The 14685-nt window shown below is 68.6% G+C and carries 17 protein-coding genes and 1 tRNA gene; 6 read left to right on the top strand and 12 right to left on the bottom strand.

All coding sequences use genetic code 11. The annotated features are described in order from the left end of the window. Positions 1 to 24: 24 nt before the first annotated feature. The gene (locus ACLHIH_RS12865; protein ID WP_411317218.1) at positions 25 to 435 is read left to right on the top strand and encodes a RidA family protein; all 411 of its coding nucleotides are present in this window, start codon (positions 25 to 27) and stop codon (positions 433 to 435) included. A 108-nt stretch (positions 436 to 543) separates the two neighbouring features. On the opposite strand, the gene ACLHIH_RS12860 is transcribed toward ACLHIH_RS12865, so the two are convergent. Further along, a tRNA-Ser gene (locus ACLHIH_RS12860) sits at positions 544 to 633 on the bottom strand. A gap of 76 nt (positions 634 to 709) precedes the next feature. Here ACLHIH_RS12860 and ACLHIH_RS12855 point away from each other — a divergent pair. From ACLHIH_RS12855 to radA, 3 genes are read left to right on the top strand one after another with little or no spacing between them, the layout of a single operon-like run. After that, entirely contained in the window at positions 710 to 1489 is a 780-nt protein-coding gene (locus ACLHIH_RS12855; protein ID WP_411317217.1) for an SGNH/GDSL hydrolase family protein, read from the top strand. A gap of 13 nt (positions 1490 to 1502) precedes the next feature. Next, the gene (locus ACLHIH_RS12850) at positions 1503 to 2189 is read left to right on the top strand and encodes an SGNH/GDSL hydrolase family protein (protein ID WP_411317216.1); all 687 of its coding nucleotides are present in this window, start codon (positions 1503 to 1505) and stop codon (positions 2187 to 2189) included. A 9-nt stretch (positions 2190 to 2198) separates the two neighbouring features. Continuing rightward, on the top strand, positions 2199 to 3563 hold the full coding sequence (gene radA, locus ACLHIH_RS12845; protein ID WP_411317215.1) for a DNA repair protein RadA: 1365 nt from the start codon (positions 2199 to 2201) through the stop codon (positions 3561 to 3563). An 18-nt stretch (positions 3564 to 3581) separates the two neighbouring features. Here radA and ACLHIH_RS12840 read toward each other — a convergent pair whose 3' ends face one another. The 4 genes from ACLHIH_RS12840 to ACLHIH_RS12825 form a co-directional block, all read right to left on the bottom strand. Beyond that, positions 3582 to 4100, bottom strand: coding sequence for a dehydrogenase (locus tag ACLHIH_RS12840; RefSeq protein ID WP_411317214.1), 519 nt, complete (start codon positions 4098 to 4100; stop codon positions 3582 to 3584). A 17-nt stretch (positions 4101 to 4117) separates the two neighbouring features. Further along, complete coding sequence (locus ACLHIH_RS12835) at positions 4118 to 4765, bottom strand: hypothetical protein (protein WP_411317213.1); 648 nt, start codon at positions 4763 to 4765, stop codon at positions 4118 to 4120. A 13-nt stretch (positions 4766 to 4778) separates the two neighbouring features. Beyond that, positions 4779 to 5288: an amino-acid N-acetyltransferase gene (locus ACLHIH_RS12830; RefSeq protein WP_411317212.1), complete on the bottom strand. Its 510-nt coding sequence runs from the start codon at positions 5286 to 5288 to the stop codon at positions 4779 to 4781. 100 nt (positions 5289 to 5388) lie between these two features. Further along, a complete protein-coding gene (locus ACLHIH_RS12825; RefSeq protein ID WP_411317211.1) occupies positions 5389 to 7869 on the bottom strand; it encodes an ATP-dependent Clp protease ATP-binding subunit in 2481 nt (826 codons plus the stop codon). Positions 7870 to 8033: 164 nt separating this feature from the next. Between ACLHIH_RS12825 and ACLHIH_RS12820 the strand changes: the two genes are divergently transcribed. Beyond that, positions 8034 to 8459: a hypothetical protein gene (locus ACLHIH_RS12820; protein WP_411317210.1), complete on the top strand. Its 426-nt coding sequence runs from the start codon at positions 8034 to 8036 to the stop codon at positions 8457 to 8459. Continuing rightward, positions 8459 to 8680, top strand: a complete 222-nt coding sequence (locus tag ACLHIH_RS12815) for a helix-turn-helix domain-containing protein (RefSeq protein WP_411317209.1) — start codon at positions 8459 to 8461, stop codon at positions 8678 to 8680. Before ACLHIH_RS12820 ends, ACLHIH_RS12815 begins: the two co-directional genes overlap by 1 nt. 46 nt (positions 8681 to 8726) lie before the next feature. Here ACLHIH_RS12815 and ACLHIH_RS12810 read toward each other — a convergent pair whose 3' ends face one another. From ACLHIH_RS12810 to ACLHIH_RS12780, 7 genes are all read right to left on the bottom strand, one after another. Then, positions 8727 to 8933 carry a hypothetical protein gene (locus ACLHIH_RS12810; RefSeq protein ID WP_411317208.1) on the bottom strand — a complete coding sequence of 69 codons (207 nt, stop codon included), beginning with the start codon at positions 8931 to 8933 and terminating at the stop codon, positions 8727 to 8729. Positions 8934 to 8968: 35 nt separating this feature from the next. Beyond that, on the bottom strand, positions 8969 to 9160 hold the full coding sequence (locus tag ACLHIH_RS12805) for a hypothetical protein (RefSeq protein WP_411317207.1): 192 nt from the start codon (positions 9158 to 9160) through the stop codon (positions 8969 to 8971). A 36-nt stretch (positions 9161 to 9196) separates the two neighbouring features. Beyond that, complete coding sequence (lysS, locus tag ACLHIH_RS12800) at positions 9197 to 10750, bottom strand: lysine--tRNA ligase (protein ID WP_411317206.1); 1554 nt, start codon at positions 10748 to 10750, stop codon at positions 9197 to 9199. Between the two features lie 87 nt (positions 10751 to 10837). After that, positions 10838 to 11707 (bottom strand): pantoate--beta-alanine ligase, encoded by an 870-nt coding sequence (gene panC / locus ACLHIH_RS12795; RefSeq protein ID WP_411317205.1) that lies wholly within the window; start codon positions 11705 to 11707, stop codon positions 10838 to 10840. 35 nt (positions 11708 to 11742) lie between these two features. Further along, the gene (locus tag ACLHIH_RS12790; RefSeq protein WP_411317204.1) at positions 11743 to 12468 is read right to left on the bottom strand and encodes a Rossmann-like and DUF2520 domain-containing protein; all 726 of its coding nucleotides are present in this window, start codon (positions 12466 to 12468) and stop codon (positions 11743 to 11745) included. Next, complete coding sequence (locus ACLHIH_RS12785; protein ID WP_411317203.1) at positions 12465 to 14177, bottom strand: PH domain-containing protein; 1713 nt, start codon at positions 14175 to 14177, stop codon at positions 12465 to 12467. The genes ACLHIH_RS12790 and ACLHIH_RS12785 overlap by 4 nt, the downstream gene beginning before the upstream one ends. Continuing rightward, positions 14174 to 14656 (bottom strand): PH domain-containing protein, encoded by a 483-nt coding sequence (locus ACLHIH_RS12780; RefSeq protein WP_411317202.1) that lies wholly within the window; start codon positions 14654 to 14656, stop codon positions 14174 to 14176. Before ACLHIH_RS12780 ends, ACLHIH_RS12785 begins: the two co-directional genes overlap by 4 nt. Positions 14657 to 14685 lie beyond the last annotated feature (29 nt).

Raw genomic sequence — 14685 nt, 5'->3', positions numbered from 1 at the left:
GCCTCTACCGATTGGGAGCCTCACATGACCGTTCACCTGACATCGCCCGACAGCCTCATGCAGCCTGTGCCCTACCACCACGTCGCGGTCGCCACGGGCGCGCGCCACGTGCACGTGTCGGGTCAGATCGCTCGCACCGCCGACGCTCGCCCCGTGGCTCCGGGTGATCTGGCGGGCCAGGTCGCTCAGGCCCTCCGCAACACGCACGCTGGTCTCGCGAGTGTGGGCGCCGGCTTCGACGACGTTGTGCGCCTGACCGTCTACGTCACCGACTGGAGCCCAGACAAGATCGACGCGTTCATGTCGGGGATCACGGGCGTCGCCGACGAGATCGGGCTACGGCTCCCCCTGCCGCCGGCGTCGCTCATCGGGGTGAGCTACCTGTTCGAGCCCGACGTCCTCGTCGAGATCGAAGCCACGGCCGTTCTGGACTGACGGCCGCACCGCCGATAGTCGGAAAACGAAGAACGGCCCTCGAAAAACTCGAGGGCCGTTCTCTTCGGGTTTCGCAAACGAATCTCATGAGTTTCGCAAGGAGCCCAGTGGCGGTACCGGTGGGATTTGAACCCACGGTGGGCTTTCACCCACACAACTTTTCGAGAGTTGCACCTTCGGCCGCTCGGACACGGTACCGCCGTCGATCTTAGTACACCTCGAAGCCCCGCCAGAATCGGGTGCCGACGTCGGCGCCGAGAGTTAGAGTGCGAGGGTGAGTCGCCCCCGCCGCAGAGCAACCTTCGTCGCGATCGGCACGTCTGCCGCGATCGGCACCGCCGCGCTCGGAACCGCTGCCGTCGTGGGCCGCAGCCTCGTGCTCCGCCGACGCACCGCCGGGGTGAGCGAGCTCGCCGACAAGATTCCCGAGCACTCCGCCTACTGGCGCGACCAGCGCCGCAAAGGCGGGGAGCTGCTCTACGTCGCCCTCGGAGACTCGGCGGCTCAGGGCATCGGGGGCAGTCGCCCCAACCGGAGCTACGTCGGGCTTCTCGCCAAAACCATCCGCGCGGCGTCGGGTCGCACGGTGCGGGTCGCCAACCTCAGCCAGTCGGGGGCGCGACTGCGCGACGCCATCGAGAAGCAGGTTCCGGCTCTCGCCAAACTCTCCCCCGACATCGTCACGGTGTCGATCGGCGCCAACGACATCGCGTCCTTCGAGCGCGACCGCTTCGAGCGCGAGTTGCGCTACATCCTCGACGCGCTGCCCGCCACCGCGATCGTCGCCGACCTGCCCTCGTTCTACCTCGGCGAGTTCGAGCGACGCGTGCTCGCCGCCAACGAGATCGTGCGCCGCGTCGCCGCCGAACACGGCTACGCCGTCGCCCCCCTGCACTCGACCACGCGCGGCCGCACCGCAGCACGCACCGCCCTGCGCGACGTCGCCAAAGACTTCTTCCACCCCAATGATCGCGGCTACGCCGTGTGGGCGTCCGCCTTCGAGCCGCTCGTGCGCGCTGCCGTCGGCGCTCTGGTCACCCGACCCCGAGCGTAGACACGAGCGGCGGATGCGCGGGCTCCCGACCTGGTCGAAGCGGCGATACGCCGCAGCGTGGAGGGAACGCGCGACCGCCGCGGGGGCACTCACCTACGTCGCGATCGGCGACTCCGCCGCCCAGGGGCTCGGAGCGTCGACGCCGTGGTCCGGATACGTCGGACTCCTCGCCGCGGCAGCCGAGACACGGGCGGGTGCCGCCGTGCGCGTCGTCAACCTGAGCGTGAGCGGCGCGAAGGCGCGAGACGTGCTCGACCTGCAGATCCCCCTCGTGGCCGACCTCGAGCCCGACGTCGTCACGTGCGCCGTCGGAGGCAACGACGTGCGGCGGCTCGACCTCGCCGACTTCCGTGAGACCATGACCGGCATCGTCGAGGCCCTCCCCGAGCACGCGCTCATCGCCGACACCCCGTGCTTCTACGAGGGACGCGGAGAAGAGAAGTCGAGGGCGGCGGCCTCGGTCATCCGCGACATCCTCGCCGACCGCGGCCGGTCGCCCGTCGAATTGCACCGCGCCACCGAGGCCCGCACCCGCGAATACTGGCGCGGCGACTTCGCGCTCGACTTCTTCCACCCGAGCGATCGCGGCTACACGGTGTGGGCGTCGGCGTTCGAGCCACTGCTCCTCGATCGCGTCGACGTCGTGACGAAAACCACGGGAGGCGGGGCCACGGCACCCGGTGTCGGCGGACCGACCTAGGCTGGCCGCATGGCCAAGCAGCAGTCGAACTTCCGGTGCACCGAGTGCGGATGGTCGACCCTCAAGTGGGCTGGCCGCTGCGGCGAATGCCAGTCCTGGGGCACCGTCGTCGAAGCGTCCGAGATCGTCGGGCTCACCCCCAAGGCGGTGCGTCCGGTGACCGTGACGGATGCTCGCGCGGCGAGGTCCATCGTCGACATCGAGTCCGACTCGGTGGCCCACTGGCCGAGCGGGATCGCCGAGTTCGACCGCGTGCTCGGGGGCGGCATCGTCCCCGGCGCCACCATCCTGCTGAGCGGCGAACCGGGCGTCGGCAAATCCACTCTGCTGCTCGAGGTCGCCTCGCGTGCCGCCGCGAGCGGGGCGCGCGTGCTCTACGTCACCGCCGAGGAGTCCGTCAACCAGGTGCGACTGCGGGCGGGGCGCACGGGCGCACTGCAGCCGAGCCTCTTCCTCGCCGCCGAAACCGATCTCGGCACCATCCTCGGTCAGATCGACCAGATCCGACCCCAACTGCTCATCGTCGACTCCGTGCAGACGGTGTCGTCGGCGCTCTCCGACGGGCTCGCGGGGGGCCCCTCCCAAGTGCGCGAAGTGGCCGCGACGCTCATCAGGGTCTCGAAAGACCGCAACCTGCCCATTCTCCTCGTCGGGCACGTGACCAAAGACGGCAGCATCGCCGGGCCGCGCTTGCTCGAACACCTCGTCGACGTCGTGCTGCAGTTCGAGGGCGACAGGCAGACGGCCCTCCGCTTCGTGCGCGCCCACAAGAACCGCTTCGGATCGACAGACGAGGTCGGATGCTTCGAGATGACAGGTGACGGCATCGCCGAAGTGAGCGACCCGAGCGGCCTGTTCCTGTCGCGCGGCACCGTCGCGGTGTCGGGAACGTGCGTGACGATCGCCGTCGACGGCCGCCGCGCCCTGCCGGTGGAGGTTCAGGCTCTCATCGTCAAATCGTCGGCGCCGCAACCGCGCCGTGTGGTCAACGGGGTCGACTCGGCGCGCGTCGCGATGCTCCTCGCGGTGCTCGAGCGCCGCGCCTCGCTCGCGCTCAGCGGCTACGACGTCTACGTGTCGACCGTCGGCGGCATCCGCGTGACGGAGCCGGGAGCCGACCTCGCGATCGCCCTCGCCATCGCAAGCGCCTATAAGGACAAACCGTTCGCGGGGTCGCTCGCCGCCGTCGGCGAGATCAGCCTCGCGGGCGAGGTGCGCCCCGCCTCCTCGACCAAACAGCGCGCCGCCGAAGCGCGCAGGCTCGGCTTCACGACCCTCCTCGACGCGGATGCGGGCCACATCGGCGAAGCGGTGCGCCGCGCCTTCGCGACCGCGACCGCCGCAACCGAGCGCGTCGCGATACCGGAGTTCTGAGAACGGCCGCTGCCGCGCCTAGAGCTTGAGCGCCTTGAGGATCGCCGTGGGGTCGGCTTGCATCGGGAACGGCCCCGCCGGGTCGAACCACATGGTCTCGAGCGAATCGAGGTGCAGCTCGAGAAACTCGGTGAGCAGAGAGCGGTCGTAGCCCAACACCCGAAGATCGGGGTCTTGCGGCAGCATCGCCGCGTAGTTCTCGGCCGTCGAGAACACGAGAAGCGTGAAGAGCTCGGCATCGGGCGCGCGGAAGACGCGCACCTGCGGGGCGCCGTCTGTGGGCAGGAGAGGCACGATGACGACCTCGTTGCGGAGCGCGAACGCGACCGCGGCGGAGTCCCCCGCGGCGAGCGCCGCGATGAGGGCGGGAGACGACAGCGGCGTCGACGGCGGATCCGACGGGTCACCGACACCGTCGCCGCCGGCCGTCACCTCCGAGACCGGGTCGGGGCGGGGAGCGAGAAACGGGTCGCCGACGAACGGATCGTCGGGCATGCCGTCGGGCGCGGCGGGATCGGATTCGGGGGTGGCAGGCATCCCCTCGACGGTACCGACTAGTTGAGCAGGAACGAAACCGGCGCTTCGGCCTCGACATCCCCGACGGACACGTCGAGGTTGTACGTCGCGCCGCCCGCGGGAACGGATGCGGGCTCGGCGTCGCACGCGTCGGGGTCGCTGCGGGTGCGATCCCACGTGATCGGCGTCGGGCTCTGCGGCACGTTCGGTTCGAGGGTCACCGTGGCCTCGACGGTATCGCCCGCGCAGTGCGTCGACGACCAGTAGAGCTCGGCGCCGCTCGTGATCTCATACGACTGCAAGTCGGTCGACACGTCGACGGTGCACGCCGACGACGACGTGTTGGCGATCGTGAACGAGAGCTGCGGGGACTCGCCCGAGCCGTAGGCGTTCTGGTCGGCGACGGCCGTGAGCTCCAGGTTGGACGGATCGCACGGCGCCCCCTCCTCCTGGTCGGCGGTCGGCTCGGCATCCTCACCGTCGTCCGATTCGTCGTCGGCCGCCTCGGCGGGCGCACTCGCGCTCGGGCTCGGCGCGACGGTGGGCGCCGACGCGCCCCCGCCGAAGCGGGAGACGATGAGGACCACGACGACGATCACGGCGACGAGGCCGAGGATGAAAATCAGTCGTCGACGCCAGTACACGCTGCTCGGCTGCGGTCCCACAGGGTTACGGAACGTCGACATGCCCTCAGGCTAGCTACAGATGCTTGATCATCCGGGTATTGCCGAGCGTGTTCGGCTTGACTCGCGCGAGATCGAGGAACTCGGCGACACCCTCGTCGGTGCTGCGGAGCAACTCGGCGTAGACCGAGGGATCCACGGTCTCCTCCCCCATCGGGGTGAAGCCGTGCTTCTCGAAGAAGTCGACCTCGAATGTGAGACAGAACAGTCGGCTGAGGCCGAGGGCGCGAGCATCCGCTTCGAGCCTGTCGAGGATGGCGTGGCCGACCCCCTTGTGCAAGTGGTCGGGCTCCACGGCGAGGGTGCGCACCTCACCGAGGTCTTCCCACAGCGCGTGCAGAGCGCCGCACCCGATGACCGTTCCGTCGGCCGACTCGGCGATGCGGAACTCCTGGATCGAGCCGTAGTAGACGACGGGGTCTTTGCCGAGCAGGATGCGCTTGTTGACGAAGGGCTCGACGAGCTTCTGCACGAGGGGGACGTCGCTCGTGCGAGCCTCGCGCACCGTGAATGACGGTGAATCCATGATGCGCTCCCCAACTGTCGACTGCCGTGCCAGCTGTCGAGCCTACGCGAAAGGGCCGGGAGCATCCGCTCCCGGCCCTTCACACGTGGCGACTGCTAGGTCAGGCTTCGACCGACAGCACGGGCAGCTCCTCGCGGCCCGGCTGGCGCGACGTCGTGAAGACGAACTCGCCCTCGATGTAGTCGACGTGCACGTGGTCTCCCGAGTTGAGTTCACCCTGCAGGATGCGCTCGCTCAGTCGGTCTTCGACCTCGTGCTGCACGGCACGACGCAGAGGACGCGCACCGAGTGACGGGTCGAACCCGACCTTGATGAGCTGCTCCTTGGCGGCGAGGCCGAGCTCGACGGTCATGTCGCGGTCGAGCATGCGCTCGCTCAAACGCTTCACGAAGAGGTCGACGATCTGCAGCAGCTCCTCGGGGCTCAACTGCGGGAAGACGATGGTTTCGTCGACACGGTTGAGGAACTCGGGCTTGAAGTGCTTCTTGAGCTCCTCGACGACCTTGCCGCGCATGCGGTCGTAACCGGTGGCGGTGTCGGATGCCGACGTGAACCCGATCGGCGTTCCCGTGATGTCCTTCGTTCCGAGGTTCGTGGTCATGATGATCACGGTGTTCTTGAAGTCGACGACACGACCCTGACCATCGGTCAGGCGTCCTTCCTCGAGAACCTGCAGAAGCGAGTTGAAGATGTCCGGGTGGGCCTTCTCGATCTCGTCGAAGAGCACCACGGAGAACGGCTTGCGACGCACCTTCTCGGTGAGCTGGCCGCCCTCCTCGAACCCGACGAACCCGGGAGGGGCACCGAAGAGGCGCGACACGGTGTGCTTCTCGCCGTACTCCGACATGTCGAGCGAAATGAGGGCGTCTTCGTCGTCGAACAGGAACTCGGCGAGGGCCTTGGCGAGCTCGGTCTTACCGACACCCGTGGGGCCGGCGAAGATGAACGAACCGCTCGGACGACGCGGGTCCTTGAGACCGGCACGCGTGCGCCTGATGGTCTTCGAGAGAGCCGAGATGGCCTCCTCCTGACCGATGACGCGCTGGTGCAGGGCCTTCTCCATGAAGACGAGACGCGCGGTCTCCTCCTCGGTGAGCTTGAACACGGGGATGCCCGTGGCGGCGGCGAGGACTTCGGCGATCACGCCTTCGTCGACGGTGCCGGTCGAGCCGGCCTCTCCGCTCTTCCACTGCTTCTCGAGGCGCAGTCGCTCGCCGAGGAGCTTCTTCTCCTCGTCGCGCAGGCTCGCGGCCTTCTCGAAGTCCTGATCCTCGATCGCGCCCTCTTTCTGCGTGCGAACACCCGCGATGCGGTCGTCGAACTCGCGCAGCTCCGGGGGTGCCGAGAGGATCGAGAGACGCAGTCGCGCTCCGGCCTCGTCGATCAGGTCGATCGCCTTGTCTGGCAGGAAGCGGTCGGCGACGTAGCGGTCGGCGAGGTTCGCCGCCGCGACGATCGCGCCATCCGTGATCGACACCTTGTGGAAGGACTCGTACTTGTCGCGGAGTCCCTTGAGGATGTTGATCGTGTGCGGCAGGGACGGCTCGTGCACCTGAACGGGCTGGAAGCGACGCTCGAGCGCGGCATCCTTCTCGAAGTGCTTGCGGTACTCGTCGAGGGTCGTGGCTCCGATGGTCTGGAGCTCACCCCGCGCGAGGAGCGGCTTGAGGATGCTCGCGGCGTCGATCGCGCCTTCGGCGGCACCCGCTCCGACGAGCGTGTGGATCTCGTCGATGAACGTGATGATGTCGCCGCGGGTGCGGATCTCCTTCGTGACCTTCTTGAGGCGCTCCTCGAAGTCACCGCGGTAGCGGCTACCGGCGATGAGCGACCCGAGGTCGAGGGTGTAGAGCTGCTTGTCCTTGAGGGTCTCGGGCACGTCGCCGCGCACGATCGCCTGGGCGAGGCCCTCGACGACGGCCGTCTTACCGACGCCGGGCTCACCGATCAGCACGGGGTTGTTCTTGGAGCGACGGGAGAGGATCTGCATGACCCGCTCCATCTCCTTCTCGCGCCCGATCACGGGGTCGAGCTTGCCGTCGCGCGCCGCTTGCGTGAGGTTGCGACCGAACTGGTCGAGCACCTGGCTGCCGGCCTGCTGGGTGGCCTGGTCGTTGCCACCGACAGCGACCTGCTCCTTGCCCTGGTAGCCCGAGAGGAGCTGGATGACCTGCTGGCGCACCTTGTTGAGGTCGGCCCCGAGCTTGACGAGAACCTGCGCCGCGACACCCTCGCCCTCGCGGATGAGACCGAGCAGGATGTGCTCGGTGCCGATGTAGTTGTGTCCGAGCTGCAGAGCCTCGCGGAGGCTGAGCTCGAGCACCTTCTTCGCGCGCGGCGTGAAGGGGATGTGGCCGGTCGGCTGCTGCTGACCCTGGCCGATGATGTCTTGAACCTGCTCGCGCACTGCGTCGAGTGCGATGCCGAGCGACTCGAGGGCCTTGGCTGCGACACCTTCGCCCTCGTGGATGAGGCCGAGCAGGATGTGCTCGGTGCCGATGTAGTTGTGGTTGAGCATCTTCGCCTCTTCTTGGGCGAGGACGACAACACGACGGGCTCGGTCGGTAAATCTTTCAAACATGATTACTCCCTGGGCACGGTGCAGGATTCGTGCCGATGTAAAGACAGTAACGACGGGTTCTGGCTTTTGATGCCCCTGTTCGCCCTAGGCGTGACACTTTGAGCGAATGTCTTGACGCTCATATCGACAATCGTTATGTTAACGACTAACGATAAGGAGCCGACATGACTTTCCGCACCCGCACCACACGCACCCTCGGTCTCGCCGAGAAGGCCATGCTCGGCGTGGTCGCCGGCGCCGCCCTTGCCGCGGCCGCCGTTCTGACGACACTCGTCTCGGTCGCTGTCTGCGCAGCCCTCGCCTGGTTGTGCCTCCGAGTCTTCGTCGGACGCCCGTTCGTCGCGTCGGCGACGGCCGGAATCGGGGTCGTCGCGATTCTCATCGTCGCCGGCGGGCTCGGGTCGTCGTTCCTCACCTCCGTGGCGCACGCGCAGATCGGTGACTACCTCGCGTTGACCGAAGCCGGCGTGCCGCTCTTCGAGCTCAGCGTCGACCTGGCCCCGCTCGGGTGGGGCGTCGCCCTCGCCGTCGTCGCCGGAGCGTTCGAGCTGGGCCAGCGGATGCAGCGCGACACCACCGGACTCGTCTGATGGGCGACGACGACGACGCGAGCGGCGTGCACTGCCGACTCGACGAACTACTCGCCGAACGCGGGATGACCCTCACGAAGCTCTCGGAGATCGTCGGCGTGAGCATCGTGAACCTCTCGGTTCTCAAAAACGACCGGGCACGCGCCATCCGCTTCTCGACACTCAGCGCGATCTGTTCGGCGCTCGACTGCGAGATCGGCGATCTGCTCGTGCGCGTGTGAGTCGCGGGGCACCCTCACGCGACGGGGACTCTAGGAGTCGCTCGGGCTAGGAGTCACTCGGCCGAGGGGTCGCGGCGGGTGGCGCATCGCCGAGCCCGCGCTTGGCGCGCTCCTCGGCCTCGATGCGTGAGTAGACCGCGCGCTCGGTGCGGTCCGCCCGCAAGATGGAGCGGATGACCATCCAGAAAATGAGGCCGACGAGGATCGTCGGCGTCACCGAGAAGACGGCGTTCGCCCAGAAATTCTCCAACACCCCGCCAGGATACGCGGGTCGGCTGGGAGCCGACGTCAGCCGGTGAGGATGCCCCAGATGCCGGTGCCGAGGAAGTAGAGCCCGATGCCGCCGACGGCCACCCACAGGGCGATGCGGCGAGGGGAAATCTCGGCCTTCTTGGCCTGCTTCTCGTCGCGCTTCGCGGCTGCGCGTCGTTCCGCGGCATCCTTCGCAGCGTCGTCGCTCTTCGGCGTTGGGGTGCTCATTCGTCCAGGGTACCCGGGCACACTCGGGGTCTCTCTCTACTTCACGAGAGGGAACAGGATCGTCTCGCGGATTCCGAGGCCCGTGAGAGCCATCATGAGTCGGTCGATGCCCATGCCCATGCCGCCGGTCGGGGGCATGCCGTGCTCGAGCGCGCGCAAGAACTCTTCGTCGAGGAGCATCGCGTCGACGTCTCCCCCGGCCGCGAGCTTCGCTTGCTCCACGAACCTCTCGCGCTGCACGACGGGGTCGACGAGCTCCGAATAGCCGGTGCCGAGCTCGAAGCCGCGGATGTAGAGATCCCACTTCTCGACGACGCCCGGCGTCGAGCGGTGCGCCCGCACGAGGGGTGACGTGTCGACGGGGAAATCGAGAACGAAGGTCGGGCGCTCGAGGCTCGGCTTGACGTAGTGCTCCCAGAGCTCTTCGACGAGCTTGCCGTGGGTCGGGAGGTGCACCTCGATGCCCAGCCGGTCTGCGTGGGCGGTCAGCTCGTCGAACGGCGTCTCGGGCGTGATCTCGACACCGGATGCCGCGCTCAGCGACTCGTACATGCTCACGCGATCCCACTCGCCGCCGAGGTCGTACTCGGTGCCGTCTGCCCACGTCACGACGTGCGACCCGCTCGAGTCGAGCGCGGCGTTCTGCACGAGCTCCTGGGTGAGCGCCGCCATCTGCTCGTAGTCGCCGTAGGCCTGGTATGCCTCGAGCATCGCGAACTCGGGAGAGTGTGTGGAGTCGGCACCCTCGTTGCGGAAGTTGCGGTTGATCTCGAAGACGCGATCGATGCCCCCGACGACGGCGCGCTTGAGAAAGAGCTCGGGAGCGATGCGCAGATAGAGCTCGGTGTCGAAAGCGTTGCTGTGCGTCGCGAACGGCCTCGCCGACGCTCCCCCGTGCATCACCTGGAGCATGGGCGTCTCGACCTCGAGGTAGTCGTGCGCCGCGAACGTGGCCCGCAGCGAGGCCATCGTGCTCGCGCGGGCGCGCACCATCTGGCGGGCACCGTCGCGGGCGATGAGGTCGAGGTAGCGACTGCGCACGCGCGTCTCCTCGCTCAGCTCGGAGTGGAGGTTCGGCAGCGGGCGCAGAGCCTTCGAGGCGATCTGCCACTCGGCGACCATGATCGACAGCTCGCCGCGACGGCTCGAGATGACCTCGCCCGAGACGAACACGTGGTCGCCGAGGTCGACGAGCTCCTTCCAGCTGTCGAGCGACTCGTCGCCGACCGCCGCGAGACTCACCATCGCCTGAATGCGGGACCCGTCGCCCGCCTGGAGCGACGCGAAACAAAGCTTTCCGGTGTTGCGCGAGTGCACGACGCGACCCGCGAGGCCGACGATGCGACCCGTCGTGGAATCGGCCTCGAGCTCGGGGAACTCCGCGCGCACCTCGGGAATCGTCGTCGTGATCGGCACACCCACGGGGTAGGCGCCGACACCGGACTCGATGAGGCGCTCCCTCTTGCCGAGGCGCACCCGCTTCTGCTCGGACTCCTGCGCGGCCGCTTCGGCTTCGGCGGCGGCATCCGTCGCGATGTCGGTCACGGGCGTCTCCGCCGGAGTCGCGGGGGGCGTGGTCAGGTCAGGCATGGGGCTCCCTCGTGGGCGGTGTGCGGGCGACGAGACGCGGTCGGTCGCGCGCCCAGGCAATGCTACCGGCGGGCCCGGCCACCCAGATCAGCCGAGGTAGACGGCGGTGTTGTCGATGAGTCGGGTGTCGCCCACGAGCGCCGCGACGATGACGATCGCGCGCCCGGTCGCGTCGTTCGACACCGGCAGGAAGGTCGACGGCACGACGATCTCGAGGTAGTCGAGACGCACGGTGTCGTCACCCGTGAGCACCGCTTGCGCGGCCGCGCGCACCGCGTCGGGACCGCGATCGGCGGCCGACTCCGCGGCCTCGAGCGAGCGTGACAGTGCCCGCGCGGCGTGGCGTTCTCGCGCGTCGAGAAAGCGATTGCGGCTCGACAGCGCGAGGCCGTCGTCGTCGCGCACCGTCGGCACCGTCGCGACGGCGACGTCGATGTTGAGATCGGCGACCATGCGCTTGACGAGAAATACCTGCTGGGCGTCTTTGTCGCCGAACACGATCGTCTCGGGCTGCACGAGGTTGAGCAGCTTCGCCACGACGGTGAGCACGCCGTCGAAGTGCCCGCGGCGCGTGCGCCCTTCGTAGAGGTCGCCGACGTCGCCCGCGCTCACGGAGGTCTGCACGGCGCCCTTCGGATACATCTCGGATGCCCCGGGTGCGAACACGATCGCGACGTCGAACGGCGCGAGCTTCTCGAGGTCGGCCTCGAGGGTGCGCGGGTAGCGCTCGAGGTCGCCCGCGTCACCGAACTGGAGCGGGTTGACGAACACCGAGACGACGACGATCTCGCCGCGGTCGACGGCCCGCTCGACGAGGGCGAGGTGCCCGTCGTGCAGAGCACCCATGGTCGGAACGAGGGAGACCTTGGGCCGCGTCACCCCGAAGCGCGCCGCATCCGATCGTGCCCGGCGGAGGTGCGAGCGCAAGCTCGCGATGGTTTCGACGACGATTGGCACCCGACGATGCTACTCGCCGCGGACCCGGCCTCGGGTCAGAGGTCGGGTGGCACGAGCGGCGTCGACGGCGACGTCGCCGCGAGGGCGTTCTCGACCGCCGACCGCACGAGCGGCGCGAGAACCCGACCGGGCGCATCGATGCCGATATCGCTGAGGATGCTCGTCGCCTGCTCGACGATCGCGGTCGAGAAGCTCGTCGCGGTGTCGATCGCCTCGGCGTATGCGGCGCGGTCCGCCTCGGCGACGATGACCGGTTCGCCGCCCATCTCGACCACGAGTGCCTGGCCGATCGGGTGCACGGGCGCGGGTGCGGTGACGGCGAAGTAGCAATCGGTGAGTCGCGCGACGTCGATCGACGACCCGGTGAACGCCATCGCGGGATGGAGGGCGATCGGAATCCCGCCGCGCGCGGTCGCGGGAGCGAGCACGGCGGTGCCGTATCGCGCCGCCGTGTGCACGACGAGCTGCCCGGGTTGCCACGCGCCCGTCGCGGCGAGCCCCGCGACGAGGGACTCGAGCTGGTCGGCCGGAACCGCGAGGATCACGAGTTCGCTGCGCTCGACGATCTCGGGGATCGGGAGGATCGGAACACCGGGGAGGATCGCGTCGGCGCGTTCCCGGCTTGCCTCGGAGATGGCGGAGATGCCGACGAGCGCGTGCCCGGCACCGGCCAGCGCCGCCCCGAGCACGGGGCCGACGGCACCGGAGCCGATGATGCCGACGCCGAGGCGACCGGAGCGGTCTTGCGGAGAGGGGGTCACCGGGGCGGCTCGTGGCCGGGCTCGGGCTCGACCGGCGGCTCGGGCGCAGCAGCGGGCGCTGGCTCAGCCGGCGGCGCAGACTCGACAGCCGGCTCACCCTCGCTCGAGCGCCAGCGGTGGGTCGTGTCCGTCGCCGACGTGCTCACCGCGGCATCCGCGACGGTGTCGAAGAGCGTGAGGGCGTCGGCGCGATCGAGACCGCCCAGCTGGGCCGAGATGGGGCCCGCGACGGTGTGCAGGTGCACCCACGCGAGGTCGAGCTTGCGATAGAGGGGCCCCTGGTGGATCGACACGCTCTGCAGCCGCGCGTGGGGAACGATCACGAGCTCGCGCCAGATCGCGCCCTTGCGCAGCAGGATGGCGCTCGGCGCGATCGCGAACCCGTTGCGACGCCACGAGAACCAGCGCACGACCGCGGCCCGCCGGGGTGATGTCGTGAAGCCGTCGTCGGGAGTCGCCTTCGCGAGGCCGCGCCCGGCGAGCGCCTCGGCCGCGGGGTCGACGAAGTCGGGCAGCACGAGGCCGAGCACGCGACGCACGTCGTCGAGCGATCCGACCGGGAGGATCGTGGTGTTCTGCTGCCCCGCGGCACCCGAGGTCGACGAGTGGCCGGCCCTGTTGACCTTGATCTCCCACCAGCCCGCCGGTCGCCACAGCACGGGCTGGCTGACCTTGACCGAGTGGATGCGACCGGGCGGTAGGGTCTCGTTGCTCGTCGTGAGGAGACCGAAACCCACGCGCACGCCGTCGGGGGTTCCCGCGATCGAGTAGCGCAGCGACTTCGTGAACCGCTGCACGTAGAACCCCGCGATACCGATCGCGCTCGGGATGAAGATGAAGAGGCTCACGAGAGCGTCGGGGTTGATGATCGAGGTGACCGTGATGGCGATGATCGCCACGACGAGGAAGAGCGTCCACCCGCTCAGCACGAGCGACCCGATGAGACGTCCGAGGCTCAGTTTGACGACGGACTCCGGTTCGGCGAGGGAGGGGTCGAGTTCGGGCGCGAGCAGTTCGTGCACGCGACGATCGACCACGGAACCAGCACCGGCACCTCCCGCGGCGACGGCCTGCTTCGTCGCGGCGTTGCGCGTGCCCGAGGCGAGGCGCAACACTTCGGCGCGCAAGTCGTCTGCGGCCTTCGACGCGAGGTAGTCGAGCCTCACGTTCGCGTCTTGACCCGCCTGATTGACCTCGAGCCTCGCCGCGCCGAACAGCCGGGCGAAGAACGGCCGCACGATGTTGATGCCCTGGATGCGGTCGAGTCTCGCTTTGCGGTTGGTGCGGAAGAGCACTCCCGAACGCACCTCCACGACCTCGTCGGTGACGCGGAACGTGTGCATGCGCCACGACACGTAGAAGCCCGCGGTGAGCACGAGGAGCACGACGAGGATCGCGAGCAGGGCCCAGCCGACGAACCCGTTCTCGACGATGAGGGCGATCGGATCGCCGTCCGGGTCGTCTTCACCCGGAACGAAGAACTCGATGAGCCTCTCGCGGAGGTTCGCGATGATGACACCGATGATCGCGAGAAGCGCGATGCCGCCCTTGAGAAGCGGAGACGCGGGGTGCAGCCGATGCCACTCGCCGTCGCTCAGGCTCGCGGCGAGGTCGGTGACGGGCGTGCCGGGGAGGGCCGCGGGCGTGCCCTCGACCCTCGACTCGAGGCCCGGCGACTCGGGACGGGGCGTCGCGTTCGCGTCGGTCACAGTCCCGCCCGACGCGACTCGGCGAGCGCGACGAGTCGGTCGCGCAACTGCTCGGCGTCACTCTCGGCGATCCCGGGGATCGCCACGCCGCTCGATGCTGCGGCCGTCACGAACTTGAGGTCGCTGAGCCCGAGCGCACGCGAGAGCGGTCCGCGGTTGATGTCGATGAGCTGCATCCGCCCGTAGGGAACGGCCACGATGCGTCGAAAGAGGATGCCTCGTTTGAAGAGCAGGTCGTCGTCGCGCAGCGCGTACCCGATGGACTTGACCCGTCGCGGGGTGACCGCGGCCTCGAACACGAAGTAGGCGACCACGACTCCCGTGATGATCCACGCGAAGCTCCACCCGAAGAGGTGCGGCAACACCGTGATGCCCACGACGATCACGGCGGACACCGCGAGCCCGATGAATTGACTCACGACGTATTTCGGGGCGACCCCCGTCCACTCGGTGTCGGTCAGCTCGAGACTGGTGCTCACGGTCTTCCTCACGGTCTGCTCGTCGGAAC

Origin of the sequence: Marisediminicola sp. LYQ134 (assembly GCF_046599635.1) — a bacterium.
Lineage (GTDB): Bacteria > Actinomycetota > Actinomycetes > Actinomycetales > Microbacteriaceae > Marisediminicola.
The sequence above is the reverse complement of the archived record's forward strand: the minus strand, read 5'-3'. Positions and strand labels throughout refer to the sequence as shown.